Origin of the sequence: Photobacterium rosenbergii (assembly GCF_003026455.1) — a bacterium.
GTDB classification, from domain to species: domain Bacteria; phylum Pseudomonadota; class Gammaproteobacteria; order Enterobacterales; family Vibrionaceae; genus Photobacterium; species Photobacterium rosenbergii.
On sequence record NZ_PYMB01000034.1, the window covers coordinates 15,744 to 40,137 of the forward strand.

The 24,394-nt window shown below is 49.7% G+C and carries 21 protein-coding genes and 4 tRNA genes; 7 read left to right on the forward strand and 18 right to left on the reverse strand.

Features of this window, described 5'->3' with window-relative positions; all coding sequences use genetic code 11:
* Positions 1 to 54 precede the first annotated feature (54 nt).
* The 3 genes from C9J01_RS27315 to C9J01_RS30115 are packed head-to-tail and all read left to right on the forward strand — an operon-like array spanning position 55 to position 1,719.
* Positions 55 to 966, forward strand: a complete 912-nt coding sequence (locus C9J01_RS27315; protein WP_107301224.1) for a D-2-hydroxyacid dehydrogenase — start codon at positions 55 to 57, stop codon at positions 964 to 966.
* 19 nt (positions 967 to 985) lie between these two features.
* Positions 986 to 1,588, forward strand: coding sequence for a uracil-DNA glycosylase family protein (locus C9J01_RS27320; RefSeq protein WP_107301225.1), 603 nt, complete (start codon positions 986 to 988; stop codon positions 1,586 to 1,588).
* The gene (locus tag C9J01_RS30115; RefSeq protein WP_272898741.1) at positions 1,585 to 1,719 is read left to right on the forward strand and encodes a hypothetical protein; all 135 of its coding nucleotides are present in this window, start codon (positions 1,585 to 1,587) and stop codon (positions 1,717 to 1,719) included. Before C9J01_RS27320 ends, C9J01_RS30115 begins: the two co-directional genes overlap by 4 nt.
* 157 nt (positions 1,720 to 1,876) lie before the next feature.
* Here C9J01_RS30115 and hemE read toward each other — a convergent pair whose 3' ends face one another.
* Complete coding sequence (gene hemE / locus C9J01_RS27325; RefSeq protein WP_107301226.1) at positions 1,877 to 2,944, reverse strand: uroporphyrinogen decarboxylase; 1,068 nt, start codon at positions 2,942 to 2,944, stop codon at positions 1,877 to 1,879.
* A 243-nt stretch (positions 2,945 to 3,187) separates the two neighbouring features.
* Entirely contained in the window at positions 3,188 to 3,961 is a 774-nt protein-coding gene (gene nudC / locus C9J01_RS27330; RefSeq protein ID WP_107301227.1) for an NAD(+) diphosphatase, read from the reverse strand.
* Between the two features lie 155 nt (positions 3,962 to 4,116).
* Between nudC and rsd the strand changes: the two genes are divergently transcribed.
* Positions 4,117 to 4,599, forward strand: coding sequence for a sigma D regulator (gene rsd, locus C9J01_RS27335; RefSeq protein ID WP_107301228.1), 483 nt, complete (start codon positions 4,117 to 4,119; stop codon positions 4,597 to 4,599).
* Positions 4,600 to 4,837: 238 nt separating this feature from the next.
* On the opposite strand, the gene rpoC is transcribed toward rsd, so the two are convergent.
* The 16 genes from rpoC to murB all read right to left on the reverse strand — a co-directional run bounded on the left by rpoC (position 4,838) and on the right by murB (position 21,511).
* On the reverse strand, positions 4,838 to 9,055 hold the full coding sequence (rpoC, locus tag C9J01_RS27340; RefSeq protein WP_107301229.1) for a DNA-directed RNA polymerase subunit beta': 4,218 nt from the start codon (positions 9,053 to 9,055) through the stop codon (positions 4,838 to 4,840).
* 99 nt (positions 9,056 to 9,154) lie between these two features.
* Positions 9,155 to 13,180: a DNA-directed RNA polymerase subunit beta gene (gene rpoB / locus C9J01_RS27345; protein ID WP_107301230.1), complete on the reverse strand. Its 4,026-nt coding sequence runs from the start codon at positions 13,178 to 13,180 to the stop codon at positions 9,155 to 9,157.
* Positions 13,181 to 13,403: 223 nt separating this feature from the next.
* Positions 13,404 to 13,769 (reverse strand): 50S ribosomal protein L7/L12, encoded by a 366-nt coding sequence (rplL, locus tag C9J01_RS27350; protein ID WP_107301231.1) that lies wholly within the window; start codon positions 13,767 to 13,769, stop codon positions 13,404 to 13,406.
* Between the two features lie 61 nt (positions 13,770 to 13,830).
* Positions 13,831 to 14,325, reverse strand: a complete 495-nt coding sequence (rplJ, locus tag C9J01_RS27355) for a 50S ribosomal protein L10 (protein ID WP_036817332.1) — start codon at positions 14,323 to 14,325, stop codon at positions 13,831 to 13,833.
* A gap of 256 nt (positions 14,326 to 14,581) precedes the next feature.
* A complete protein-coding gene (gene rplA / locus C9J01_RS27360) occupies positions 14,582 to 15,286 on the reverse strand; it encodes a 50S ribosomal protein L1 (protein ID WP_107301232.1) in 705 nt (234 codons plus the stop codon).
* 4 nt (positions 15,287 to 15,290) lie between these two features.
* The gene (gene rplK, locus C9J01_RS27365; protein WP_007462791.1) at positions 15,291 to 15,719 is read right to left on the reverse strand and encodes a 50S ribosomal protein L11; all 429 of its coding nucleotides are present in this window, start codon (positions 15,717 to 15,719) and stop codon (positions 15,291 to 15,293) included.
* Positions 15,720 to 15,843: 124 nt separating this feature from the next.
* Positions 15,844 to 16,389: a transcription termination/antitermination protein NusG gene (gene nusG / locus C9J01_RS27370; protein ID WP_039458779.1), complete on the reverse strand. Its 546-nt coding sequence runs from the start codon at positions 16,387 to 16,389 to the stop codon at positions 15,844 to 15,846.
* A gap of 11 nt (positions 16,390 to 16,400) precedes the next feature.
* Positions 16,401 to 16,778, reverse strand: a complete 378-nt coding sequence (secE, locus tag C9J01_RS27375) for a preprotein translocase subunit SecE (RefSeq protein WP_107301233.1) — start codon at positions 16,776 to 16,778, stop codon at positions 16,401 to 16,403.
* 216 nt (positions 16,779 to 16,994) lie between these two features.
* Entirely contained in the window at positions 16,995 to 18,179 is a 1,185-nt protein-coding gene (gene tuf / locus C9J01_RS27380) for an elongation factor Tu (protein WP_107301234.1), read from the reverse strand.
* A 105-nt stretch (positions 18,180 to 18,284) separates the two neighbouring features.
* Positions 18,285 to 18,360 (reverse strand) — tRNA-Thr (locus C9J01_RS27385).
* A gap of 12 nt (positions 18,361 to 18,372) precedes the next feature.
* Positions 18,373 to 18,447 (reverse strand) — tRNA-Gly (locus tag C9J01_RS27390).
* A 40-nt stretch (positions 18,448 to 18,487) separates the two neighbouring features.
* Positions 18,488 to 18,572, reverse strand: a tRNA-Tyr gene (locus tag C9J01_RS27395).
* A 36-nt stretch (positions 18,573 to 18,608) separates the two neighbouring features.
* Positions 18,609 to 18,684: transfer RNA gene (locus C9J01_RS27400), tRNA-Thr, on the reverse strand.
* Positions 18,685 to 18,780: 96 nt separating this feature from the next.
* On the reverse strand, positions 18,781 to 19,512 hold the full coding sequence (locus C9J01_RS27405; protein WP_107301235.1) for a type III pantothenate kinase: 732 nt from the start codon (positions 19,510 to 19,512) through the stop codon (positions 18,781 to 18,783).
* On the reverse strand, positions 19,512 to 20,474 hold the full coding sequence (gene birA, locus C9J01_RS27410; protein ID WP_107301236.1) for a bifunctional biotin--[acetyl-CoA-carboxylase] ligase/biotin operon repressor BirA: 963 nt from the start codon (positions 20,472 to 20,474) through the stop codon (positions 19,512 to 19,514). Before birA ends, C9J01_RS27405 begins: the two co-directional genes overlap by 1 nt.
* Positions 20,471 to 21,511, reverse strand: a complete 1,041-nt coding sequence (gene murB / locus C9J01_RS27415) for a UDP-N-acetylmuramate dehydrogenase (protein ID WP_107301237.1) — start codon at positions 21,509 to 21,511, stop codon at positions 20,471 to 20,473. The genes birA and murB overlap by 4 nt, the downstream gene beginning before the upstream one ends.
* 75 nt (positions 21,512 to 21,586) lie before the next feature.
* Between murB and C9J01_RS27420 the strand changes: the two genes are divergently transcribed.
* The 3 genes from C9J01_RS27420 to C9J01_RS27430 all read left to right on the forward strand — a co-directional run bounded on the left by C9J01_RS27420 (position 21,587) and on the right by C9J01_RS27430 (position 24,132).
* Positions 21,587 to 22,027: a GNAT family N-acetyltransferase gene (locus C9J01_RS27420; RefSeq protein WP_107301238.1), complete on the forward strand. Its 441-nt coding sequence runs from the start codon at positions 21,587 to 21,589 to the stop codon at positions 22,025 to 22,027.
* Between the two features lie 114 nt (positions 22,028 to 22,141).
* Positions 22,142 to 23,491 carry a CDP-diacylglycerol--serine O-phosphatidyltransferase gene (pssA, locus tag C9J01_RS27425; RefSeq protein ID WP_107301239.1) on the forward strand — a complete coding sequence of 450 codons (1,350 nt, stop codon included), beginning with the start codon at positions 22,142 to 22,144 and terminating at the stop codon, positions 23,489 to 23,491.
* Between the two features lie 11 nt (positions 23,492 to 23,502).
* Positions 23,503 to 24,132: a nicotinamidase gene (locus C9J01_RS27430; protein WP_107301240.1), complete on the forward strand. Its 630-nt coding sequence runs from the start codon at positions 23,503 to 23,505 to the stop codon at positions 24,130 to 24,132.
* The last annotated feature ends 262 nt before the right edge of the window (positions 24,133 to 24,394 follow it).

A 24,394-nucleotide genomic window follows, 5' to 3' on the forward strand; every position in this document is an offset into this window, starting at 1 on the left:
GCTACTGCAATACATGGAACGCGGATAACCCCGTGCCAGCACCAAGGAGCGAAGATGCATAAACTGATGATTGTCTCCCGCCAGCAAACGGCCTATGAAACCCTGCTGGCCGAGCAACCAATAGCCGGGCTGACACTAACCCAGCAACCCAAAGAAGCCACAATTTTGCTGGCCGATCCACCAAAGGTCGCACCGCTGCTCGACGAGTTTCCGGCCCTTGAGTGGATCCAATCAACCTTTGCTGGCATCGATGCCTTGACCAAAACAAACCTACGTCAGGACTATAGCCTAACCAATATCCGTGGTTGCTTCGGCCAGTTGATCAGTGAATACGTTCTGGGTTGGACTATCGCCCACCAGCGCCATTTCAATACCTACCAAAGCCAACAGCAGGCCAATCACTGGCAGCCCCACCCTTACACTTCCCTCGCCGGCAAGACGATGGTGGTACTGGGTACCGGCAGCATCGGTAGCCACCTCGCCCGCTCAGCTAAGGCCCTAGGGCTTGAGCTTATCGGGGTCAATCGTACAGGCCAATCCGGTGAGCCTGCTTTCGATACTATTGTTCCACTTACCAAGCTCAATCAGGCGCTTGAAAAGGCAGACTTCCTGATTTCGACCTTGCCGGCGACGGCTGATACCGACGATATACTCAATGCCACCAGCCTGAACCATTGTCGCCAGGCAGTGTTGTTCAACGTTGGGCGGGGCAACGCCCTGTGCGAAACTGGCCTGCTCAGCGCCTTAGACAGCGGTGCAATCGCACACGCTTTTCTTGATGTTTTCAAACAGGAGCCACTCCCCCAAAGCCACCCGTTTTGGCGACATCCTACTATTACCATTACCCCGCACATTGCCGCGGAGAGTTTCCCTCACCAAGTCATGGCTATTTTCCGCGATAATGCCCAGCGTTGGCTCAGCCAACAACCGCTGCGTTATGCCATAGACTTTCAGCAAGGCTACTGATGCCTTTCACGGAGCTTATATGAGTTCTTCAGCCGACAAGCAACAACTTGATAACCTGCTCGATCAAGTACGCCAGTGCACGATCTGCCAAGATCATCTCCCACTAGGCCCAAGGCCGGTCATCCAAGCCGCCAGCAACGCTCGCTTGATGATCATAGGGCAGGCACCGGGTACCAAGGTTCATGACACCGGGATCCCGTGGAACGACCCTAGCGGCGATCGTCTCCGCCGCTGGTTGGAGCTCGACCGCGAAACCTTCTACAACCCCGAACACATTGCCATCATGCCGATGGGATTGTGCTACCCCGGTCGTGGAAAATCTGGCGACCTGCCCCCACGTCCCGAGTGTGCACCACAATGGCACCCACAAGTCTGGCCGCTATTACCTGATATCGGCATGACCCTGCTAGTTGGCCAGTATGCCCAGCAGCGCTACCTCAAGGACAAACCCAAGACACTGACCGAAACCGTCAAAGCGTGGCGCAACTGGGCGCCAGAATTCATCCCGATGCCGCACCCTTCGCCGCGCAACACCCTGTGGCTGAAGAAAAACCCGTGGTTCGAGGAAGAGGTGGTTCCGTATATCCGCGAGTATGTCCACCAGCATCTCGAGAAGATGTGAAACGTCGGTGCTGTGGTGCTGTGGTGCTGTGGTGCTGTGGTGCTGTGGTGCTGTGGTGCTGTGGTGCTGTGGTGCTGTGGTGCTGTGGTGCTGTGGTGCTGTGCAAGATGATGTTCACTTCATACCTGTAAATAAACATCCCGCTACAGCTATTTACTGTCTAGTTACTTCCAATCAAATAGACATAAAAAATCCCCGAGATTAACCCGAGGATTTTTGTTTTCTAATACGATAGTGCGACACTTACCCCTCAGGGCCTTAGAACCATAGCGCCGCTTTCGACCGCTTTTATTTGTGGTATGGCTTTGACAGCTCGTGTACCGCGTCAACGAACACGCCTGCGTTCTCTGGCGGCACATCCAGGTGGATACCGTGGCCTAGGTTGAACACGTGGCCAGTACCGCCATCACCGAACCCTTCAAGGATAGTGGCAACTTCCTGGCGGATACGCTCAGGCTGGGCGTAAAGCATTGATGGGTCCATGTTGCCCTGCAGGGCAACTTTATCGCCCACACGCTTCTTGGCATCGGCAATATTGATGGTCCAGTCAAGGCCAACGGCATCACAGCCTGTGGCAGCGATCTGCTCTAGCCACATACCACCGTTCTTGGTAAATAGTGTCACAGGCACACGGCGGCCGTCGTTTTCACGGATCAGGCCATCGACAATCTTGTGCATGTAGCGCAGCGAGAACTCGTTGTAGTCGCGCGGGGTCAATACGCCACCCCAAGTGTCAAATACCATTACCGACTGGGCACCGGCCTTGATCTGTGCGTTCAGGTACTCAACTACGCTGTCTGCCAGTTTATCCAGCAACAGGTGCAGGGTTTGCGGCTCGGCATACATCATCTTCTTGATTTTGGTGAACGCCTTTGAGCTACCGCCCTCAACCATGTAGGTCGCCAGTGTCCAAGGGCTACCTGAGAAGCCAATTAGTGGCACTTCACCTTGTAGGTCCTTGCGGATCTGGCGAACAGCATTCATCACGTACTGCAGTTCACCTTCAGGATCTGGCAGGCCAATCTTATCGACGTCAGCCTTACAGGTGATAGGACGTTCAAATTTCGGTCCTTCACCGGCTTCAAAATAAAGTCCCAAGCCCATCGCATCAGGGATGGTCAGGATATCGGAGAACAGGATCGCCGCATCAAGCGGGAAACGGCGCAAAGGCTGTAGTGTTACCTCACTGGCAAGCTCAGCATTTTTACATAGCGACATGAAGTCACCGGCTACACTGCGAGTCGCGCGGTATTCAGGTAGGTAACGCCCTGCCTGACGCATCATCCATACCGGGGTGCAATCGACTGGCTGCTTCAATAAAGCGCGAAGGTAGCGGTCATTCTTTAGTTCGCTCATTTAGGACTCCATGATTTTATTATGCGCGTATTGTATCACTCCGGGCGGTCAACAAAAGGGGCCATTTGTTAACCGGATCAAGTTTACAGTAACAATCTGGTCACCAGATTTGCGACTTCCTGACCTATCGTGGTACAAAATCTGCGCGCTAGCAATAATAACAATGACTTTGCTCGTAGAAGGCAAAATAACTGCACCTTACCCCTCCTCGCGGAGGGTTTTTTTATTCTGGCTCGATGGCTGTTAGCCTTCATCCCCTTCCATTAATACCAAAGTCTGCTCAATCAACGCCCTGGCAATCGTTCCTGGCGGGGCGAGATCCGGTAAAGTCTCTTTTGTCGCCCAAATCGCATCGCTAAGTTCTGCATAATCCGGGTTCAGCTCACCACTTTGGTAGTCCGCCAAAAAGCCCATCATCAAATTGGACGGAAATGCCCAGGGCTGACTACCGAAATATCGTATGTTAGTCACAACTATCCCGGTCTCTTCCAACACCTCTCTGGCAACACACTGCTCCAATGTCTCCCCGGCTTCGACAAAACCTGCGACGACCGTATACATGCCGGTTTTGTGGCGCGGATGCTGGGCCAACAGGATCTTGTCCTGTTTCCGTACCGCGACAATGACGCATGGTGATAACCGTGGATAGTGGTGGCTGTGGCATCCCTGACAAGCCATAGCAAGCTCAGCATGGACCATCTGACATTCGCTACCACATTGTGGGCAAAAGCGCTGAGAGTGCAGCATATGCGATAACTGGATAGCCCGCCCGGCAAGGTTGAACAACTCACCGTCGATGGTCAGCAGTGCCCGTAGGCTATCAAACCCGGCTTCATCAATACCCTCTGGCGCTTCGAGCCAGTAAACGGGGAAGCCTTGGTATTGGCCAACCTCCACCACATTTTCAAGATCAAACCCTACTTCGCACGGCTCTTTGAGTGGAAGTTGTTGATCCTCCAAGAAGAGCTGGCGATCTTTGACTATGCACCAATAGCCTTTTTCTTGTTTTTTTAACATCAACGTCACATCCATCCTTGCAGGGTATCGTTTTTACTGGCAATCTAAAGTTAATACGGAAAAGGATCCGTAATTCAAGGTTCTCTTTTTTAAGAGATTAACAGGTATTGTTTCCAGTACCCTGTCTCGGTACTGTAGATCATGAGGGCATGGTCATGTTAAGTAAATTCGAGCAAGTACAAAAACAATGGGGCGGCACCAGTGACGTCATTGACCACTGGCTGATGTCTCGGCAACAATTGCTAATCGATTACTGCAAGTTAGCTGGACTTCCCCCGTTTGAAAGTAATAACCGCCAACTTCCAACCACTTCTCAACTCCAACTTTTCAGCCAACAATTGGTCGACTATATCTCCGAAGGCCACTTCAAAATCTACGATATGGTCATGGAGCGCTGGAATGCGACGGGCTATTCACCCACAGAAGAAATTTCCCAACTTTACGCACAAATCACCCAAACCACCGACCCGTTGCTGAACTTCAGCGACAAATATACCGACATGGGTGAAGATGATGAGCTGCCAGACTTTGACAGCGACCTATCTGCCATCGGCGAGCTGATTGAAATCCGCTTTGCCCTTGAGGACAAACTGATAGAACTAATCAGTGAGAGCCTAGCCTTCCCTCCGGGCGCCTAGGCCACATTACCTGTCCTCACCTGCCACCAGCCTGATCCACCGATCAGGCTGGCCATTCTTTTATACGCCTTATTCCTGCATCCTGCAAAAGCAAAGCCCAGTATTTCGCTCACTCGTAGCCACTTCCCTTCTCCCCTTCTCATACATTAATCTGCTTTCTGGCAGGCCCTAGCCCAAATCGCAGGCAATAAAAAAGGGCACCCGAAGGTACCCTTTTATTCAATGCGTTAGCTGACGATTAGTTTTCGTCGCTTAGGCCTGCGTTCAGTAGCGCAGCAAGATCTTGCGATGCCTGCTCTGCATCTACCTGTGGTGCAACTGGCTCAAGCTCTGCATCACGCTGGCGCTGACGGTTCTGGTGGTACGCGAAACCGGTACCAGCAGGGATCAGACGACCAACGATTACGTTCTCTTTCAGGCCACGTAGGTCATCACGCTTACCAGAAACTGCAGCTTCTGTTAGTACGCGAGTTGTTTCCTGGAACGATGCTGCCGAGATGAACGACTCAGTTGCAAGCGACGCTTTGGTGATACCTAGTAGATCACGCTCAAACGTTGCTGGTAGCTTGCCTTCAGCTTCTAGCTTACGGTTCGCGATAGTGACGCGAGAGAACTCAACCTGCTCACCAGGTAGGAACTCAGAATCACCAGAAGACAGGATAGTTGCCTTACGTAGCATCTGACGAACGATAGTCTCGATGTGCTTATCGTTAATCTTAACGCCCTGTAGACGGTAAACTTCCTGAACCTCGTTCACGATGTACTCTGCAACGGCGTGAACGCCACGCAGACGTAGGATATCGTGTGGAGCCTCTGGACCATCGGCGATTACATCACCCTTCTCAACCTTCTCACCTTCGAATACGTTCAACTGGCGCCACTTAGGAACCATTTCTTCGTATGCGTTACCTTCTGCAGGTGTGATGATCAGACGACGCTTACCTTTAGTCTCTTTACCGAACGATACGGTACCAGTGATTTCAGCAAGGATCGCAGGCTCTTTAGGCTTACGTGCTTCGAATAGGTCAGCAACTCGTGGTAGACCACCGGTGATATCTTTCGTACCGCCAGATGCCTGTGGGATACGTGCTAGCGTATCACCGATACCAACCATTGCGCCGTCTTCTAGCTGGATGATTGCTTTACCCGGTAGGAAGTACTGAGCTGGCATTTCAGTGCCGGCGATCATTACATCGTTACCGTTTTCGTCAACCAACTTAACGGTTGGACGCATGTCTTTACCTGCACCGGTACGCTCTGCAGCGTCTAGTACGGTAATCATAGACAGACCCGTTAGCTCATCAGTCTGACGAGAAACAGTCACACCATCAATCAGATCAACGAACTGGATACGACCAGCTACTTCGGTGATGATTGGCATTGTGTGCGGGTCCCAGTTAGCAACAACTTCACCAGCTGTTACTTCTGCGCCGTCACCTTTAGTCAGGTGAGAACCGTATGGCAGTTTGTAGTTCTCTTTCGTACGACCGAATTCATCGATAACGCTCATTTCTGAGGCACGAGAAGTAATTACTAGCTTGCCTTCGTTGTTGGTTACGAACTTAGCATTGTGCAGTTTCAGAGAACCTGTGTTCTTAACCTGAATGCTGTTCTCAGCCGCTGCTGCAGATGCCGCACCACCGATGTGGAACGTACGCATCGTCAGCTGTGTACCCGGTTCACCGATTGACTGTGCTGCAACAACACCAACCGCTTCACCTTGGTTCACTAGGTGACCACGTGCAAGGTCACGACCGTAACAGTTCTTACAACAACCGAAGTCATTCTGACAGGTAACCACAGAACGTACTTTCACCTGGTCAACAGAGTTCGCTTCTAGGATCTCACACCACTTCTCATCAAGAAGCGTGTTACGAGGCGCTAGAACTTCGTCTGTACCTGGCTTGATAACGTCTTCTGCAACCACACGGCCAAGAACGCGATCACCAAGTTGCTCTTTAACGTCACCACCCTCGATCAGAGGCATCATGGTGATACCTTCGTGAGTGCCACAGTCATCAGACGTGATTACTACGTCCTGAGCAACGTCTACTAGACGACGTGTTAGGTAACCGGAGTTCGCAGTCTTAAGTGCGGTATCGGCTAGACCCTTACGAGCACCGTGAGTAGAGATGAAGTACTGAAGTACGTTCAGACCTTCACGGAAGTTCGCCGTGATCGGTGTTTCGATGATTGAGCCATCCGGCTTAGCCATCAGACCACGCATACCCGCTAGCTGACGAATCTGTGCTGCAGAACCACGAGCACCTGAGTCGGCCATCATGTATACGCTGTTGAACGATTTCTGCTGCTCTTCTTCGCCGTCACGGTTGATAACAGTGTCGAAAGACAGGTTATCCATCATCGCCTTAGCAACCTGCTCGTTGGCTGTTGCCCAGATATCGATAACTTTGTTGTAACGCTCGCCCGCGGTAACAAGACCTGACTGGAACTGCTCCTGGATTTCAGCAACTTCAGCTTCAGCTTCGGCGATCTTGGTGTATTTCGCTTCTGGTACAACCATGTCGTCGATACCAACAGAAACACCAGATAGTGCCGCGTAAGCAAAACCTGTGTACATGATCTGGTCAGCGAAGATAACAGTATCTTTCATGCCCAGCTCACGGTAACAGGTGTTAAGCAGTTTAGAGATCTGCTTCTTACCTAGAGCTTCAGTGTTAACAAGGCTGTATGGCAGACCTTTCGGTACGATTGTCCATAGCATTGCACGACCAACAGTCGTATCAACCAGCTTGGTGTCAGCAACTAGGTTGCCTTGCTCATCAGCGTGGTGTTCAGTGATACGAACCTTAACGCGAGCGTGTAGCTCAGCATTACCTGTACGGTATGCTTTTTCAGCTTCAGCAGGACCTTCAAGGTACATGCCTTCGCCTTTCGCGTTGATCTTTTCACGAGTCATGTAGTAAAGACCCAATACAACGTCCTGAGAAGGTACGATGATCGGATCACCAGATGCTGGTGAAAGGATGTTGTTGGTAGACATCATCAGCGCACGTGCTTCTAGCTGTGCTTCCAGAGTTAGAGGTACGTGTACCGCCATCTGGTCACCATCGAAGTCGGCGTTATATGCCGCACACACTAGTGGGTGAAGCTGAATCGCTTTACCTTCGATTAGTACTGGTTCGAATGCCTGGATACCCAAACGGTGCAGTGTTGGTGCACGGTTAAGCATTACTGGGTGTTCGCGGATCACTTCGTCCAGGATATCCCAAACAACCGCTTCTTCGCGCTCTACCATCTTCTTAGCAGCTTTGATCGTTGTCGCCAGACCACGAGTCTCTAGCTTGCCGTAGATAAATGGTTTGAATAGCTCAAGTGCCATCTTCTTAGGAAGACCACACTGGTGCAGGCGTAGGTATGGACCTACGGTGATAACAGAACGACCTGAGTAGTCTACACGCTTACCAAGTAGGTTCTGACGGAAACGACCCTGCTTACCTTTGATCATGTCAGCCAAAGATTTCAGAGGACGCTTGTTCGAACCTGTGATAGCGCGGCCACGGCGACCGTTATCAAGCAATGCATCAACAGACTCCTGCAGCATACGTTTTTCATTACGAACGATGATGTCAGGGGCTGCTAGGTCCAGTAGACGCTTCAGACGGTTGTTACGGTTGATAACGCGACGGTACAGATCGTTCAGATCTGAAGTTGCGAAACGACCACCATCTAGCGGTACCAACGGACGTAGGTCCGGCGGAAGTACTGGCAGTACAGACAGGATCATCCACTCTGGGTTGTTACCTGACTGTAGGAATGCTTCTACCAACTTAAGACGCTTGGTTAGCTTCTTACGCTTGGTTTCAGAGTTAGTTTCTTCTAGCTCTTCGCGCATCAGCTCGATTTCAGCATTCAGGTCCATATTGCCCAAAAGTGCTTGAACGGCTTCTGCACCCATCTTCGCGTCGAACTCGTCGCCCCACTCTTCAAGTGCATCCAGGTACTGTTCTTCAGACAGCAGCTGGCTACGCTCAAGGTTGGTCATACCTGGTTCGATTACCACGTAAGATTCAAAGTAAAGTACACGCTCGATGTCACGTAGCGGCATGTCCATTAACAGACCGATACGAGATGGCAGTGACTTAAGGAACCAGATGTGGGCTACAGGAGAAGCTAGCTCAATGTGACCCATGCGCTCACGACGCACTTTAGTCTGAGTTACTTCTACACCACATTTTTCACAGATAACACCACGGTGCTTCAGGCGCTTGTACTTGCCACAAAGACACTCGTAGTCTTTTACCGGGCCAAAGATACGTGCACAGAAAAGACCGTCACGCTCAGGCTTAAAAGTACGGTAGTTGATGGTTTCTGGTTTTTTAACTTCACCGAAAGACCATGAACGGATCATGTCTGGTGAAGCAAGACCGATTTTGATTGCATCAAATTCTTCAGTCTTGTGTTGTGCTTTCAGAAACTTAAGTAAGTCTTTCACATTCGGCTCCTGTGAGGAGTTGACCCATAAAGGCGCCAGTCTGCTGGCGCCTTCATATTTATACCGGAGTAACTAATAAATCTTGGTATGAACCGAGGCTTATTCGTCTTCCAGCTCGATGTTGATACCCAACGAGCGGATTTCTTTCAACAATACGTTGAACGATTCCGGCATACCAGGTTCCATACGATGGTCGCCATCGACGATGTTCTTGTACATCTTCGTACGGCCGTTAACGTCATCCGACTTAACAGTTAGCATTTCCTGTAGGGTGTATGCGGCACCATATGCTTCTAGTGCCCACACTTCCATCTCACCGAAACGCTGACCACCGAACTGAGCTTTACCACCCAGCGGCTGCTGAGTAACAAGGCTGTAAGAACCGGTAGAACGGGCATGCATCTTGTCATCAACCAAGTGGTTCAGTTTCAGCATGTACATGTAACCTACAGTTACAGGACGCTCAAACTTGTCACCAGTACGGCCATCAAACAGAGTCAGCTGACCTGATTCTGGTAGGTCACCCAATTTCAGAAGTTCTTTGATCGACGCTTCTGGCGCACCGTCGAAGACAGGTGTCGCGATTGGTAGACCGTTACGCAGGTTACCGATCAGAGTACGTACTTCATCATCGCTTAGTGCGGCAATGTCTACGTTCTGGCGCGTGTCGCCCAGATCGTACACTTTCTGCAGGAAGTTACGGAACTGGTGTAGTTCCTGCTGCTGCTTAAGCATCTCGTTGATCTTGTCACCGATACCTTTCGCTGCAAGACCCAAGTGAGTCTCCAGGATCTGACCGATGTTCATACGAGACGGTACACCCAGCGGGTTAAGTACGATGTCTACTGTCTGACCTTTTTCGTCGTACGGCATGTCTTCAACAGGACAAATCTTCGAGATTACACCCTTGTTACCGTGACGACCCGCCATCTTATCACCAGGCTGGATACGACGCTTAACAGCTAGGTAAACCTTAACAATCTTAAGGACACCCGGTGCTAGGTCATCACCCTGCGTGATCTTACGGCGCTTGGTTTCAAATTTCTTATCGAACTCAGCTTTCAGCTCGTCGTACTGCTCGGCTAGCTGCTCAAGCTGGTTCTGCTGTGCTTCGTCATCAAGAGTCTGTGCGAACAGCTTCTCGCGGTCCATTGAAGACAGTTTGTCTTCGCTGTAACCAGCGGCAAGAAGAAGAGTACGAACACGTGCAAGAAGACCACCCTCAAGGATCTGGAATTCTTCAGTGATGTCTTTCTTAGCTTCTTTCAGCTGCATCTCTTCGATTTCTAGCGCACGCTTGTCTTTCTCAACGCCGTCACGGGTAAAGACCTGAACGTCGATGATAGTACCAGACACAGAGTTAGGTACGCGTAGAGAAGAGTCTTTCACGTCAGACGCTTTCTCACCGAAGATAGCACGTAGTAGCTTCTCTTCAGGAGTTAGCTGAGTTTCACCCTTAGGTGTCACCTTACCAACTAGGATGTCGCCACCCTTAACTTCAGCACCGATGTAAACGATACCTGACTCATCCAGCTTAGATAGCGCTGCTTCACCCACGTTCGGGATATCGGCAGTGATTTCTTCCGCACCTAGCTTAGTATCACGCGCCACACAAGATAGCTCTTGGATGTGGATAGTTGTCAGGCGGTCTTCCTGTACAACACGCTCAGATACAAGGATGGAATCCTCGAAGTTGTAACCGTTCCAAGGCATGAACGCGATACGCATGTTCTGGCCAAGAGCTAGTTCACCAAGGTCGGTAGATGGACCGTCAGCTAGTACGTCACCACGAGCAACAGGCTCACCCGGCATCACAGTTGGACGCTGGTTGATACATGTGTTCTGGTTAGAACGGGTGTACTTGGTCAGGTTGTAGATGTCGATACCCGCTTCGCCTGGTACCAACTCGTCTTCGTTAACCTTGATAACGATACGAGAAGCATCTACTGACTGAACCATACCGCCACGTTTAGCTACGGCTGTAACACCGGAGTCAACCGCTACGTTACGCTCGATACCTGTACCTACTAGCGGCTTGTCAGCACGTAGAGTAGGAACTGCCTGACGCTGCATGTTCGCACCCATAAGGGCACGGTTCGCATCATCGTGCTCTAGGAACGGGATCAGAGAAGCAGCCACCGATACAACCTGGTTGGTTGCAACGTCCATGTACTGGACATGGTCACGTGGGTGCAGACCTGATTCACCCTTCTGGCGGGCAGTGATCAGTTCGTCAGCGAAAGAGCCGTCTTCGTTAAGCGCGGCGTTCGCCTGAGCGATTACGTAATGGCCTTCTTCGATAGCAGATAGGTAGTCGATTTCTTCGGTTACCTTGCCGTCGATCACTTTACGGTATGGAGTTTCCAAGAAGCCGTAAGGGTTACACTGAGCAAATGCTGACAGTGAGTTGATCAGACCGATGTTTGGACCTTCCGGCGTTTCGATCGGACATAGACGACCGTAGTGGGTCGCGTGTACGTCTCGAACCTCAAAGCCAGCACGCTCACGAGTCAGACCACCTGGGCCAAGCGCCGAGATACGACGTTTGTGAGTAACTTCTGACAGTGGGTTGTTCTGGTCCATAAACTGAGACAGCTGAGAAGAGCCAAAGAACTCTTTTACTGCCGCAGAAATTGGCTTGGCATTGATTAGGTCTTGAGGCATTACTGCGTCTAGATCGCCAAGGCTTAGGCGTTCTTTAACAGCACGCTCAACACGTACCAGACCAACTCGGAATTGGTTTTCAGCCATTTCGCCTACAGAACGAATACGACGGTTACCAAGGTGGTCGATATCATCAACTTCACCTTTACCGTTACGGATATCGATCAGACGACGCATTACATCGATGATGTCTGCGTGGTCTAGGGTACCCTGACCTGTAGACTCTTCACGACCTAGCGAGCTGTTGAACTTCATACGGCCCACAGCTGATAGATCGTAGCGATCTTCAGTGAAGAACAAGCTTTCGAAAAGCTGTTCTGCTGCTTCACGCGTTGGTGGCTCGCCCGGGCGCATCATGCGGTAGATTTCTACCAGTGCGCTTAGACGGTCAGTCGTGCTGTCGACACGGATGGTGTCAGACATGTACGGACCGAAATCTAGATCGTTCGTAAATAGAACTTCTAGAGATTTGTAACCTGCCTGAGATAGCAGAGCTAGTGTTTCCAGGCTTAGTTCCTGGTTAGCTGCTGCGATCAACTCGCCGGTTTCCTCGTTCACGTAATCACGTGATGCGATTTTACCCACGATGTATTCAACAGGGACTTCGATGTGGTCAACACCGTCTTTACCTAGCTGGCGGATATGGCGAGCGGTAATACGGCGGCCTTGCTCAACGTAAACCTTGCCGTTGGCTTCGATATCGAAGCTGGCGGTTTCACCGCGTAGACGCTCAGGTACCAGTTCCATCACAAGAGACTTGCCCTGTACTTCGAAGTTTACTTTCTCGAAGAACATGTCAAGGATCTGCTCGGTGGTGTAACCTAGCGCGCGCAGGATGATTGAAGCAGGAAGCTTACGACGACGGTCGATACGTACGAATACGTTATCCTTAGGATCAAATTCGAAATCCAACCATGAACCACGGTATGGGATTACGCGTGCGTTATAAAGCACTTTACCTGAGGAGTGGGTCTTACCCTTATCGCTGTCGAAGAAAACACCCGGGCTACGATGTAGCTGGGATACGATAACCCTCTCGGTACCGTTAATAACGAATGTACCGTTATCTGTCATGAGCGGAATTTCGCCCATGTAAACTTCTTGTTCTTTAATGTCTTTGACTGTGCCAGCTGGCGCGTCTTTATCGTACATGACAAGACGAAGCTTCACACGAAGTGGTGCAGAGTATGTTACGCCACGAATCTGACATTCTTTAACATCGAAGACCGGCTCACCGAGACGATAGCTAACGTATTGCAGCTCGGAATTGCCGTTATAGCTCTGAATTGGAAAAACAGAACGAAAGGCAGCTTCTAGACCGTAATGCCCTTCTGGATCCTGCTCGATGAACTTTTTAAAAGACTCAAGCTGGATCGACAGCAAGTATGGTACATCCAAAACTTGTGGACGCTTACCAAAATCCTTACGGATACGCTTTTTCTCGGTATAAGAGTAAACCATAGGTTCCTCAGATCGCTGATAAGTGATCCAAACTGCTCAAAACGAGGAGCAGTGACTAATAACACTGTTTTTGTAGGAACAGCTCCGCGAGAGCAGGACTGTTTTTTGCATGGAGAGTGGTCGCAAAACAATGTGAAAACACCACTACCCTACAGCGCAAAAAGGCCGGTGGCTTTTTAGCCACCAGCCATTAGCCAATTAAGGCTAAGAAATTAAGTAATTATTACTTAACTTCAACAGAAGCACCAGCTTCTTCTAGCTGAGCTTTAAGAGCTTCAGCTTCAGCTTTGTCTACAGCTTCTTTAAGTGGAGCTGGAGCGCCGTCTACTAGAGCTTTAGCTTCTTTAAGACCTAGGCCAGTCGCGCCACGTACAGCTTTGATAGTCGCAACTTTGTTAGGACCAGCAGCTGTTAGGATTACGTCAAATTCAGTTTGCTCTTCAGCTGCTTCTGCAGCTGCGCCGCCCGCTACTACTGCTGCTGCAGCTGTAACGCCGAATTTTTCTTCCATAGCTTCGATTAGCTCAACAACCTGCATTACAGACATTTCTGCAACTGCGTCTAGGATTTGCTCGTTAGTGATAGACATAACAATTCTCTTTAAAAGTCAACAATTAGTTTAAATAGCAATCAGTGAAAAGCAAGGGCTATTAAGCCGCAGCTTCTTCTTTCTGATCGCGAACAGCTGCGATAGTACGTACCAGCTTACCAGCAGACGCTTCTTTCATGCACATCATTAGGCGTGCAATCGCTTCGTCGTATGTTGGTAGAGTTGCTAGTACTTCAACGTCAGCAACAGCGCCTTCGAATGCAGCTGCTTTGATCTCGAAATCTTTGTTCTCTTTAGCGAAGTCTTTGAAAAGACGCGCTGCAGCACCTGGGTGCTCGTTAGAGAAACCGATCAGTGTAGGACCTACGAAAGTCTCAGTAAGACATTCGAAATCAGTACCTTCCACTGCACGACGAGCTAGTGTGTTACGAACAACTTTCAGGTAAACGCCGTTTTCACGAGCTTGTTTACGTAGAGAAGTCATCGCACCCACAGCAACGCCACGAGAGTCAGCAACAACTGCAGACAGGGCACCATTGGCAGCTTCGTTGACTTCAGCAACAATTGCTTTTTTGTCTTGAAGGTTCAATGCCATTGGATTTGCTCCTGGATTAAGCCGGGTTCCCCCGGACAATACACCACTCACTGCCAGTATGGCAGGAGAGTTTTTACGGCGCAGATCCAAGAAAGATATTACATCAATCATGTTCTGGCACCGTCTACGTAGGTGATATTAAGTCAGCTCTAGGAGTTGACGCCTACGGTCTTTGACGAAGGCTGTTACCGAGGCAACAGCCTTAGCCATGAATTCGGAAGCGGCAAATTATACACTAATTTGCCGATTCTGCAAATTACTGTGCGTTAGTTTCCAGAGTATTCTGGTCTAGCGCTACACCTGCACCCATAGTGGTAGAGATGCTAACTTTCTTGATGAAAGTACCTTTAGCTGAAGAAGGCTTAGCTTTCTTCAGAGCAACTAGAAGAGCTTCTAGGTTCTCTTTTAGTTGAGCAGCGTCGAAGTCCACTTTACCGATAGTAGTGTGGATGATGCCGTTCTTGTCGTTACGGTAACGAACCTGACCCGCTTTAGCGTTCTTAACAGCTTCAGCAACGTTAGGAGTTACAGTACCAACTTTAGGGTTTGGCATTAGACCGCGTGGACCAAGAATAGTACCAAGCTGACCTACAACGCGCATTGCATCTGGAGATGCGATAACTACGTCGAAGTTCATCTCGCCTTTCTTAACCTGAGCAGCAAGTTCTTCCATACCTACTAGGTCAGCGCCAGCTTCTTTAGCAGCTTCAGCGTTTGCACCCTGAGTGAATACCGCTACGCGGATTTCACGGCCAGTACCGTTTGGTAGTACAGTTGCACCACGAACGTTCTGGTCAGATTTACGTGCATCGATGCCAAGGTTAACAGCAACGTCAACGCTTTCAGTAAATTTAGCAGTAGCTAGTTCTTTAAGAAGAGCAACAGCTTCGTTGATGTCGTACTCGCGGTTAACATCAACTTTCTCGCGAATTACGCGCATACGTTTAGTAAGTTTTGCCATTGTCTTAACCCTCTACCACTAGACCCATTGAACGAGCAGTACCAGCAATCGAACGCTTCATAGCTTCGATGTCAGCACCAGTCATGTCCGCAGCTTTAGTTTCTGCGATCTCTTGGATCTGAGCGTCAGTTACAGTACCAACTTTCTCAGTGTTCGGACGGCCAGAACCAGACTTAACGCCAGCAGCTTTCTTAAGAAGAACAGCAGCAGGTGGAGTCTTAGTGATGAACGTGAAAGAACGATCGTTGTATACTGTGATAACAACTGGAGTCGGTAGACCTTTCTCGATTGAGTCAGTCTTAGCGTTGAACGCCTTACAGAATTCCATGATGTTCACACCGTGCTGACCTAGTGCAGGACCAACCGGTGGACTTGGGTTTGCCATACCAGCTGCAACTTGCAGCTTGATGTAAGCTTCTACTTTTTTAGCCATTGCTATTTACCTTAATTTGGGTTCAAACGTCTACTCTCTAGAAGTAGACTCCCCGTCTAACGAAAGGGCGCGAAATTATAGTCCAATTCCACGCCCTTGACAACTAAAACTGACTATTTATTGATCAGCTTTTTTCAACCTGGCCAAATTCCAATTCTACTGGAGTGGCACGGCCGAAGATCGATACCGATACTTTCAGGCGGCTCTTGTCGTAATCGACTTCTTCCACCACACCGTTGAAGTCAGCGAACGGTCCGTCAGTAACACGAACAACTTCACCTGGTTCGAACACAGTTTTGTGTACAGGTGATTCGCTTGCTTTCTCAAGACGGTTAAGAATAGCATCGGCCTCTTTATCAGAGATCGGAGCCGGACGGTCAGATGTACCGCCGATGAACCCCATTACACGAGGGATACTACGTACCAGATGCCATGTCTCATCGTTCATCACCATCTGTACCAGCACATAGCCAGGGAAGAACTTACGCTCGCTCTTACGGCGCTGGCCAGCACGAACTTCTACAACTTCTTCAGTTGGGACAAGTACTTCTTCAAAGTACTCTTCCATGCCGTGCATTTTAATATGCTCACGTAGGGATTGTGCTACACGACCTTCAAAACCAGAGAAGGCCTGTACTACATACCATCGTTTTTTTGGAGCTTCGCTCATGAACTCTTACCTCACACACCGGTAACTAGGCGGACTAGACGGACCATGATGCCGTCGATGCCCCACAAGGCTAACGCCATAATGACAGTGACAGCTAAAACGATAAAGGTTGTCTGCGTAGCTTCCTGACGAGTAGGCCATACTACCTTGCGGACTTCCATGCGCGATTCGCGGGCAAACGCAATCGCGGTTTTACCTTTTGCTGTAAGTGCGGCAACACCACCCGCTGCAGCCACAAGGACAACAACAGCAGCGGCGCGAAGCACTACAGAAACATCACTGTACAGGTAATTACCAACCACAGCGGCAGCTAGCAGAGCAAATACAGCGACCCACTTAAGGCCGTCCATACCGCCGGAGCTGCTTTGGTTTTCGGCATTCGCTTTCATACAACCAACCTGTAACTAGTCTCAATATAGACGAAAATAACCCCGCATTTGCGAGGCTGATAATGAAGGAAAGCACTAAGGCCTTAATTACAAACAAAAAACTTCATCATAATAAAAAGTTTCTCTGCAGGCTTGAGCAAAAAATATGCAAAACCAAGCAACAGCGCAGAAAAAGGGCATCAAATGATGCCCTTTTTAGTACCTAGTCGTCAAATATTATTCAACGATCTTAGCTACAACACCAGCACCAACGGTACGGCCACCTTCACGGATTGCGAAGCGTAGACCTTCGTCCATCGCGATTGGAGCGATTAGAGTAACAACCATTTGGATGTTGTCGCCAGGCATAACCATTTCAACGCCTTCTGGTAGCTCGATAGTACCAGTTACGTCAGTTGTACGGAAGTAGAACTGTGGACGGTAGCCTTTGAAGAATGGCGTGTGACGGCCACCTTCGTCTTTAGACAGAACGTATACTTCTGACTCGAAAGTAGTGTGCGGAGTGATAGAACCTGGCTTAGCAAGAACCTGACCACGCTCAACTTCGTCACGCTTAGTGCCACGTAGAAGAACACCAACGTTCTCACCAGCACGGCCTTCGTCAAGAAGCTTACGGAACATCTCAACACCAGTACAAGTAGTAGTAGTGGTCTCTTTGATACCGATGATTTCTACTTCGTCACCTACAGTGATGATACCCTGCTCAACACGACCAGTTACAACAGTACCACGGCCCTGGATTGAGAATACATCTTCGATAGGTAGGATGAACGGACGGTCGATCGCACGCTCTGGCTCTGGGATGTAGTTGTCTAGTGCTTCAGCTAGCTCAACAATCTTGTCTTCCCACTCTTTCTCGCCGTTTAGAGCGCCAAGAGCAGAACCCATGATTACTGGGCAGTCGTCACCTGGGAATTCGTACTCAGAAAGAAGTTCACGAACTTCCATCTCAACTAGCTCTAGAAGCTCTTCGTCATCAACCATGTCACACTTGTTCATGAACACGATGATGTAAGGGATACCAACCTGACGGCCTAGTAGGATGTGCTCACGAGTCTGAGGCATTGGGCCGTCAGTTGCAGCAACAACTAGGATACCACCGTCCATCTGCGCAGCACCAGTGATCATGTTTTTAACGTAATCGGCGTGTCCTGGGCAGTCTACGTGTGCGTAGTGACGAGTTGGAGTATCGTACTCTACGTGAGAAGTAGAGATTGTGATACCACGCTCGCGCTCTTCTGGAGCGTTATCGATAGATGCGAAGTCTTTAGCTTCACCACCGTATACTTTTGACAAAGTAGTACAGATAGCAGCAGTTAGAGTAGTTTTACCGTGGTCAACGTGGCCGATAGTACCAACGTTAACGTGCGGTTTAGTACGTTCAAATTTTTCTTTAGACATGGATAGTCCCTCTAGGCACGGTATTTGGTGGCATTACGACCACACAACCAATCATGGGTTTTGTAGAGTATATATCAAAAGAAAAGAAGTCACTTGAGGAGAGAGTGGTGCTGATAGGCGGATTTGAACCGCCGACCTCACCCTTACCAAGGGTGCGCTCTACCGACTGAGCTATATCAGCACACAAGAAGTGTGGAGCGGGCAGCGGGAATCGAACCCGCATCATCAGCTTGGAAGGCTGAGGTAATAGCCATTATACGATGCCCGCAAAACTCGTCACTCGATAAGCTATTCTTTACTTAAGAAAATGGTGGAGGGGGACGGATTCGAACCATCGAAGGCAGTGCCGGCAGATTTACAGTCTGCTCCCTTTGGCCACTCGGGAACCCCTCCAGAATTTTTTTGCACTTTCACTCATCTAGGAGAAAGTGGTGCCGACTACCGGAATCGAACTGGTGACCTACTGATTACAAGTCAGTTGCTCTACCTACTGAGCTAAGTCGGCGTAAGTGCTGCGCATTCTAGAGAACTATCCCTAGCCTTGCAATACCTTTTTCCCGATTTTTTTATATTTCGAGTTTTGTTGGTGAAAATTCACTCATCACCGACATTTTGCATACAAAGCAAGGCCTTCCAGCACTAAATCCGAGCGATGGCAGAAGTCTTTGCCCCAGTGCTGTGGCAGGTGACGAACACCGCCTCCGCAGAGGATCACTTTAGGTTCGGTTTTCAGCTTCTCGCGAGCTTGCGACAAACCATACTCAATCAACCCCACCAGAGCGGCGCGACAACCGTTTTTCAAACCATCAGCAGTATTGTCGGCAAACGTAAGGGTATCGCTATGCTCACGGTCGGCAAAAACCTTGGTGGTATTTTCCAATACCGACTTCATCATCAGTTGGTAGCCAGGCGCTATCCAACCGCCGAGGTGCTTGCCCTCTTCCGTCATAACATCAAATGTCAGCGCAGTGCCGATATCCACGATTACGGTCGGCGCTTTGAATTCCTGGCGGATAGCCACCAGCGTCAGCCAGCGATCGACACCTAGGTATTGGTACTCGCTGTAGGCATTCTTTACACCAAAATCTTTTCTCAGTGTCTTTACCTGCATCACGGGGATATTGGCTAACTGCGAGATCCGCTGTAGGGAGTTATCAATTTCTACCGGCCCGACGCTGGCGAATACAATCCTTGTGACTCCGTTCTCCAGTAAGGGCTCCAAAACCATTTCCAGTTTTTTGCTCGGGTAGCGCCCGAGCAATGTGAAATGACCATCTTCAAATAGTTGGGCAACTTTTACATAGCTGTTGCCCGCTTCAATCAAAATTTGCATCAACAACCTCTAAGGCTGATTTCACCACCGAGATAAGGCGTTACCCCCTGCTCGGTTTCCAGTAATAACGCCCCCTGGTTATTGATCCCGCGAGCAATCCCTTCGACTTCGCGGTTTCCCATCAATAACTTTACAGGGCGGTCCAAAAAGTTATCCAGCCTATTCCAACGGGACGTAAAGCCTTCCATCCCGCTTTCTTCATAATCTTTCAAGGCATCGTATAAGCGATTTACCAATGCCGCGGCAAGCTTATTCCGAGCAGGCAAGCTATCGCAAGCCTCACTCAGGTTGGTCCATGATTGCTCGATCGCCTCGCCTTCTGACTCCGGCATAGCGATATTGAGCCCCATACCAATCACCAGATGGGCCGCTTCCCCAGCCTGACCTGACATTTCTACCAGGATGCCTGCCAACTTCTTATCCTGGTAGTAAAGATCATTAGGCCATTTGACCTTGATCCCTTCAGCGCCGAGCGATTCCAATGCTTCAGCGATAGCGACCCCGACTACCAGGCTCAACCCCATAGCCGCAGCAATACCCGCATCAAGCCGCCAATACATGGACAGATACAGGTTGCTACCAAATGGCGATAACCACTGACGTCCACGGCGCCCCCGGCCTGCCTGTTGGTATTCTGCTAAGCACGATGCCCCCTTGGGCAACGTACCGATACGGTCGAGCAAATACTGGTTGGTCGAGTCAATCACCGGGATCACTTCTAGGCTCGGGCACTTTACCTGAGCCAAGATTGTATCGCAATCAAGCAGTTCCAGTTTTGTCGCTAGGCTATAGCCTTTGCCCTGAAGCCGGAAAATATCAATCCCCCAGCTACGCAAAACCTTAATATGTTTACTGACTGCCGCCCGGGAGATCCCCAGGGCTTCCCCCAAGGCCTCGCCTGAGTGGAATTGCCCGTCTGCCAACTTAGCAATCAGAGCAAGCCGTGTGCTGTGCTCTTTCATCGAACAACCTCTGCCAGCTTCGTTTCTTTTGCCTCCGCCATGAAGCGGACTTCGTGCTCCAGTTCAATACCGAACTTCTCTTTCACGCTGTCCACCACAAATTGAGCCAGATGCAAAACATCATCTATTTGGGCATGGTGGTAATTTACCAATACCAGAGCTTGTTGATCATGGACCCGCGCCCCACCAATCTGGTGTCCTTTGAGCTGGCACTGATCAATCAACCAACCGGCAGCAAGCTTTTCCATGCCGTTGGATTGAGGATAATGCGGCATCGCAGGATAATGTGCAAGTAGGTGCTCAACAACATGACTCTCAACCACTGGGTTTTTAAAGAAACTCCCAGCGTTACCTAGCACTTTTGGATCGGGCAATTTAGCTTGGCGGATGTCACAAACTGCCTGCAGAATCTCGGCAGCCGTCACTGATGTGGGTTCAAATTTCGCTAGCGGGCCATAGGAGATCACCGGTTTCCATACTTTTGGCAATCGCACCCCTACAGCAGTAATCGCATGGGAGTTTTTTAGCTCATGCTTAAAAATCGAATCGCGGTATCCGAACTGGCACTCTTGTGTACTGAGGCGGCGGGTTTTGCCTGTAGTAAGTTCCACCGTATCCACGTAGGCACAGACATCCTTGAGTTCTACCCCGTACGCACCGATGTTCTGTATCGGTGATGAACCGACACAACCGGGGATCAGGGCTAAGTTCTCCAGTCCCGGCATGCCATCTTCAATCGTCTTAGTCACGAGTTGATGCCAATCTTCCCCGGCACCGACATGTAGCAAGAAATCTTCGGCAGTTTCTTCCACCTCTATGCCCGCGATCCGGTTCAGCACCACTACACCGGCGAAGTCTTCGCAAAATAGCATATTGCTACCTTGACCAAGGATCAGCTTAGGCATGTCACGGTAGCTTTCGTCTTGCCAGATAGACACCAAATCCTGCGCCGTTTCGGCGATGACAATTTCTCTGGCCTTCACGTCGAGGCCAAATGTGTGAAACGGGGCTAGTGACCTATCCTGCAAAACTTTCATGCGACTTTTGATCCATACCTTTATACTAGGGGGTGCATTTTAACTGATTCATCCTTTCTTGGCAGTGTTTTCCCTATGAGCAAGCTTAGTTTCCACCCGCTAGAGCCATTACGGTTCCCACTTATCAACCGTTTTTACAAAACACATTACCCGGCCGGGAAAGCCAAGAAGGATGAAGCCATCTGGATAGGTGAGGATAACAAGGGGATACAGGCCTGTGTCAGGTTCAAGCAATTTGAAGACTTCCAGCTCCTGACCGGTATGCTTGTCCATCCTGATTTGCGTTCACAAGGCCTAGGGGCAGAGTTGCTCGCAGCCTGTCAGAGCCAGACTATGGTAAAACCATGCTACTGCTTTGCTTTTAGCTATTTAGAGTCGTTTTACCAATCTGCAGGTTTTGTAACGCTTACAGACAACCAATTGCCAGAAGCGTTACGTACAAGGATAAACCGCTACCGACAAAGCGGTAAAACACTGACACCCATGCTCTATGATCAAAGTAGCAGCGTGAAATGAGCCATACGTGACCCATGCCAAGCTTGCAGTACATAGACTGTGGTGTTTTTCTGATATAATCGCGCTCTTAACTAACCGATTCATCCTTATTAAGGTCGCGTAAACGAGGCGATAATGGATTCAGCTATTGCTAACAAGCAACGCATTGAGCAACTGCCGTGTATTGCACACAAGCCAGAAGATTTAGAGACCCTTCTCGATGCAGGATCGTTCCGTGAACGTCTCCACCAAGAAATCTCCAATGCCAAAGCGCGTATTTATCTAGTTGCGCTCTACCTACAAGATGACGACGGTGGACGTGGGATCCTCACGGCACTGTATGAAGCCAAGCAGGCTAACCCTGATCTTGATATCAAGGTTCTGGTAGATTGGCACCGGGCCCAACGTGGGCTTATCGGCGCAGACAAATCTGACGGTAATGCTGCGCTGTACCGTGAGTTCTCCGAAAAGTATGAGCACCAGATCGAAATTCTTGGTGTTCCAGTTCGTAACCGCGAAGTCTTTGGCGTACTGCACCTCAAAGGCTTTGTCGTCGATGACAAGATCATCTATAGCGGCGCAAGCCTCAATGATGTCTATCTAGCCCAGCACCAACGCTACCGCTACGACCGATATCACGTGATCCACAATGGCCAGCTTGCAGACAGTATGGCTAATTTCATTGTCGACACTCTGGTCAATAGTGATGCCGTTAACTGCCTCAGCCAGGTTAACCGTCCTGATACCCGAAACCTTAAAGGGGCAATCAAGGAACTGCGTCACCAGCTGCAGAAAGCCAGCTACCAGTTCGAACCGGAAGAAGTAGCAGATACTGAGGTAGGTCTTACTCCGCTGGTCGGTCTTGGCAAGCGCAAGAATAAGCTCAACCAGCATATCTGTACCCTGATTGCCAGTGCCCAGCAGGAACTGATCATCTGTACTCCTTACTTCAACTTCCCGCGTAGTGTTAGCCGAGAAGTGAAAAGGGCACTACGCCGTGGCGTAAAGGTGACTATCGTCGTTGGTGACAAGACTGCCAATGACTTCTACATTCCGCCTAGCGAACCGTTTAAGACGATTGCAGGGTTACCATACCTGTATGAAGTCAACCTGCGTAATTTCGCCAAGCAGAATGAAGGAGCGATAGCCCGTCGCCAGTTGGCTATCCACCTCTGGAAGCATAACGACAACAGTTTCCACCTCAAGGGGATTTGGGTTGACCGCAGCTACATGCTGATCACCGGTAACAACCTTAATCCGCGGGCTTGGAAGCTAGATCTAGAAAATGCCATTCTGGTTCACGACAAGCAGCAGTTGCTGGCCGAGCAGAAACAAGGTGAGATCGACCGTATCCTTGAACATACCCAGCTTGTGGGCAGCTATAAGTTTATCGATAAAATCGACGTATACCCTGCGCCGGTGCGTAAGTTGATCAAACGTATCCGCCGGGTTAAAGCCGATCATATCCTAAACCAGATCCTGTAAGAGAGACGACCATGACTATTGCTGCTATAGATGTAGATCCTCAAAAGACCTTTACTCCACTATGCCCTAACGAGCTACCGGTAGCCGAAGGTGACACTATCGGCTCGGAGTTAAATCGCCAAGCAGCATTAGCTAGCGTTCGTGTACTGACGAAAGATGCCCATCCACACAATGCGGTATGGGTTGTCGACTCACACGACAAGATGCTCTCTCCTTTGGATCACCCCAATGCCGATTTAACCTGGGTCAGCCATGCTGTTCCAGGCACAGTAGGATTTGAAACGATCCCGGATCTTCCCGCGGTGACAGAGTATGATCATGTCATCTGGAAAGGGATCGAGCCTGATCTTCACCCCTACGGTGCCTGTTATCATGATCTTCAAGAGAAGCTAAGCACTGGCCTCATCGAGTGGTTGCAAGCCAAAGCGGTCAAAACAGTCTTGGTTGGTGGGTTGGCTACTGACTACTGTGTTAAAACCACAGCCTTGCAGTTACAAACATCCGGCCAATTCCAAGTGATCGTCAATCTCGCAGCATGCCGTGGTATTGCACCCGATACTGTTGAACAGGCTTGTATAGAGATGAAAGCGGCTGGGATAAGTGTGTGTGATAGCACAGAGGCCGTTAAAGCCCTACTGTAACCACAATCCCTCCCTTCGCTTTTTACTAAACCCAGCCTTTGGCTGGGTTTTCTTTTTCTTGGGGTTCTGTGGTTCTGTGGTTCTGTGGTTCTGTGGTTCTGTGGTTCTGTGGTTCTGTGGTTCTGTGGTTCTGTGGTTCTGTGGTTCTGTGGTTCTGTGGTTCTGTGGTTCTGTGGTTCTGTGGTTCTGTGGTTCTCTCTATCTGACTTTCTGTCTTTCTTTCTCTCTTTTACTCTTTCTAGTCTTCTTTCATACTCTTATT